This window comes from Hydrocoleum sp. CS-953, assembly GCF_002260545.1.
Classification (GTDB): Bacteria; Cyanobacteriota; Cyanobacteriia; order Cyanobacteriales; family Microcoleaceae; genus Trichodesmium.
In genome coordinates, this window is record NZ_LGSU01000554.1 from 1 (window position 1) to 3,622 (window position 3,622).

A 3,622-nucleotide genomic window follows, 5' to 3' on the forward strand; every position below is an offset into this window, starting at 1 on the left:
ATTAAAAAGTGGGGTTTGATCGCCAATTATTTTGATAATAAATAAATAGATTTAGTTAGAATATAAACTTATAAAATCTTAAAATCTTTCCATCTATACCTTCCTAGTGAAAAACCACAAACATTTTCATTTTGTGAAGCTCCTGAAAAAAAACGCGCGTCAAAGGATTTTTTGCTGCATCCTCACAATTTTTGTGATATCATAAGATTAAATGGCGTTGTTCGTCTATGCACATGACTTTTTATTCAACTAAAAAAGTATAGCTTCGAGGGTGATAGAACTCCGTTCCACTTTGCTACGGATATAAACATGACCGCTAATATCAAATCCGCTTGCTTCAGAGTGTCATAAGAAACCGGGTTTGTCGGAGGTAGATTTTATACAGCGGAGGATTTAAAACCAACCCGGTTTCTACGCTGTTTCTACGCTTTTGTATACCGAATACTACCGGATTTGATCTAACTTTGTAGAAAGGAAAATCCATATACAAAGATAAAGTTAGGAGTTCTACATTAAACTACACCCACGAGTTAACGCTAATTTCAAAAGTGCTTTATATTTTTTATCGCTAATAGAATAAGCTCCAAATCTTTCCAAGTGAGGGTTGTTCATCTGAGCATCAAAAAAAACAAACTGTCGCTCCCGGAGTCGCTCCACCAACTTTACCATCGCCACCTTCGACCCCTCTGGAATATTGAAAAACATCGACTCCCCAATAAAACCCCCACCAATCACTATACCTAAAATTCCACCAGCAAGGTCATCCCCTTGCCAAGTCTCAAAACTATAAGCATATCCCGCTTCATTTAAAGCTTTGTAAATTTGTTTCAGCTCCCCAGATATCCAAGTTGTTTCTCGATCTGCACAACCTTCAACCACAGCTTCAAAATCTCTATTAACAGCAACAGTAAAACGATTTTGATTAATCACACGACGTAGTGACCGTGGGTAGCGAAATCTTTCATCCAAAGGAATTAAGGCCCGTTTACGACTACCATACCACCCCAAACTATTCTCTCCATCATTTGCCATGAGGAAGTAGCCTTGAGCATATCCTTGTATGATTGATTGAATATCATATTCTATCATGGAATTACAATTAACAATTTATAATATAAACTTTAGAATTATGGCTGAACCAATCCAAGCAATTACTTTACCAACAGCACAAAACCCCCAAGAAGAGGGCCAATGGTTAAAAGCTTCTTTACATAAGTGGCTTAATCAAGAGTTTATTCCTGAAAAAGTGAACGAAGATATTGCCAAAAGAGCAGCCCAAATTTTTGTTCGCCATCGCATGGAAGGGGAAAATGATTTAGGTTCATTAGTCATTGCCATTGTTACAGAAATGCAAGCCTTTGATTTTTCCCAGAGTTTTTATGGGGAATTTGCGATCGCCAATGCCGTTAGTGACTTACTATTAGATAGTCTGGGAATAGAACGTTGTTGTGGACAATAGTATTAATAATGGATAATGGATAATTGATAATGAAAACTATCTCCTCTAATTATCAATTATTTAAAGGAGAGGCTTTAAACCTAGATTCGATTAATTATCAATTATCAATTTAGGAGTTACGCAAAGCTAGTATNGGGAAAATGATTTAGGTTCATTAGTCATTGCCATTGTTACAGAAATGCAAGCCTTTGATTTTTCCCAGAGTTTTTATGGGGAATTTGCGATCGCCAATGCCGTTAGTGACTTACTATTAGATAGTCTGGGAATAGAACGTTGTTGTGGACAATAGTATTAATAATGGATAATGGATAATTGATAATTAATAATTGTAGGACTTACGCACTAGACCATATATATAGCGTTAAAAACTATAACGTTATAGTTTTTGAACTCCATATATACTAGCTTTGCGTAACTCCTAAATTGATAATTGATAATTAATCGAATCTAGGTTTAAAGCCTCTCCTTTAAATAATTGATAATTAGAGGAGATAGTTTTCATTATCAATTATCCATTATCAATTATCAATTATCCATTCCCTCTACCAGCTAGACTTCACAACTCCTGGTAATAAACCTTCATGGGCCATTTCTCGGATAACATTACGAGAAAGTCCAAAATCCCGATAATACCCTCTGGGACGTCCAGTTAACCAACAACGATTTCTGACACGATTAGGAGCGCTGTTACGAGGTAGTCTCTGTAGTTTACGATGGAGTTCTATTTTCTCCTCTAAATCTTCTGCCTCCATGAATTGCTGTTTTAGCTCTTCACGTTTCTCGGCATATTTTTCTACTAATTTTTTGCGTTTTTTCTCACGCTCGATCATGCTCTTTTTAGCCATGATTAATTACTTTATTCCTCCAAAAATAACAAAATAGTTGGTATCTTTAATTTTAGGTTATTTGCCCAACCTCCTATAGTACCATAAATTTTTTTGTTTCCCCAACTTTTGATATTTAGAGCAAATCCAGTAGCATAGGTACAATTCCATACTGTAGGGGTTTGGTCTCCAAACCCCCTAATTTTCTTGTGTTTTGACAATTACTAAGGGTAGAATCTTAATTTTGCTGCAAAGCAAGCAGATTTAATATCATATCTGGTTGAGTGGGTTTGGAGACCAGTTGAATGGGTTTGGAGACCAGTTGAATGGGTTTGGAGACCAGTTGAATGGGTTTGGAGACCAGTTGAATGGGTTTGGAGACCAGTTGAATGGGTTTGGAGACCAAACCCCTACGAATATTTTAGGAAAAGAGAAGGCAGAAGTTTTTTCCATTCTGCTTGAATGGGGTTTGGAGACCAGTTGAGTGGGTTTGGAGACCAAACCCCTACGAATATTTTAGGAAAAGAGAAGGCAGAAGTTTTTTTTCCATTGGTATCTGAATTTTATATACTAACGATGCTACCGGACTCGATATTACTCTTTTGTAAAAAGACACAAATCAACCAATGAACATTTATCGCAGGCAGGACTTTTCGCTTTACAAACTGCCCGACCATGATAAATTAATCGTATTGACCAATTTTCCCAATCAGGTTGAGGTATCAACCGCATTAAATCTCGCTCAATTTTAATTGGATCGGAATTTTCAGTTAAACCTAAACGTTGACTTAACCGTTTAACGTGAGTATCTACTGTCACCCCGACAATAATTCCATAAGCATGAGCTAAAACAACATTAGCTGTTTTCCTCGCTACTCCAGGTAACTGCAAAAGTTGTTCCATCTGCTTTGGCACTTGAGAGTTGAACTTCTCAATAATCATTTGGCAAGCAGCTTTAATATTTTTAGCTTTATTGCGATAAAATCCTGTAGAACGCACTAAATTTTCTAGTTCTTCAATATCTGCATTTGCCAGTGCTAGAGCATCCGGGAATTTTTGAAATAGAGCAGGCGTAACTTTATTAACTCGTTCATCAGTACATTGAGCAGAAAGAATAGTAGCTACAAGTAACTGAACAGGGGTTTGATAAGTCAGAGTACAAGTAGCATCAGGATAGAGACGGTTTAGACGAAGAAGTAATTCTAGCGATCGCTGTCGTTTCAGTGAAAATTTACGAGTTGTTACCATTTGAAGGAAGAAGGAAGAAGGAAGGAGAAAGAAGGGAGAAGGAAGAAGGAAGAAGGAAGAAGTGAAAAGGAAGAAGGAAGAAGTGAAAAGG

Annotated in this window: 5 protein-coding genes; 2 read left to right on the top strand and 3 right to left on the bottom strand. The window is 36.8% G+C overall.

Features of this window, described 5'->3' with window-relative positions:
• Nucleotides 1-507: 507 nt before the first annotated feature.
• Complete coding sequence (aat, locus tag AFK68_RS05880) at nucleotides 508-1,089, bottom strand: leucyl/phenylalanyl-tRNA--protein transferase (protein WP_094671972.1); 582 nt, start codon at nucleotides 1,087-1,089, stop codon at nucleotides 508-510.
• Nucleotides 1,090-1,129: 40 nt separating this feature from the next.
• Here aat and AFK68_RS05885 point away from each other — a divergent pair, with 40 nt between their 5' ends.
• Nucleotides 1,130-1,459 (top strand): hypothetical protein, encoded by a 330-nt coding sequence (locus tag AFK68_RS05885; protein ID WP_094671977.1) that lies wholly within the window; start codon nucleotides 1,130-1,132, stop codon nucleotides 1,457-1,459.
• A gap of 542 nt (nucleotides 1,460-2,001) precedes the next feature.
• On the opposite strand, the gene rpsN is transcribed toward AFK68_RS05885, so the two are convergent.
• Nucleotides 2,002-2,304 carry a 30S ribosomal protein S14 gene (gene rpsN, locus AFK68_RS05895; protein ID WP_094671973.1) on the bottom strand — a complete coding sequence of 101 codons (303 nt, stop codon included), beginning with the start codon at nucleotides 2,302-2,304 and terminating at the stop codon, nucleotides 2,002-2,004.
• Nucleotides 2,305-2,563: 259 nt separating this feature from the next.
• Here rpsN and AFK68_RS05905 point away from each other — a divergent pair, with 259 nt between their 5' ends.
• Nucleotides 2,564-2,767, top strand: coding sequence for a hypothetical protein (locus tag AFK68_RS05905; RefSeq protein ID WP_094671975.1), 204 nt, complete (start codon nucleotides 2,564-2,566; stop codon nucleotides 2,765-2,767).
• Between the two features lie 110 nt (nucleotides 2,768-2,877).
• Here AFK68_RS05905 and nth read toward each other — a convergent pair whose 3' ends face one another.
• Nucleotides 2,878-3,531: an endonuclease III gene (gene nth / locus AFK68_RS05910; RefSeq protein ID WP_094671976.1), complete on the bottom strand. Its 654-nt coding sequence runs from the start codon at nucleotides 3,529-3,531 to the stop codon at nucleotides 2,878-2,880.
• Nucleotides 3,532-3,622: the final 91 nt, after the last annotated feature.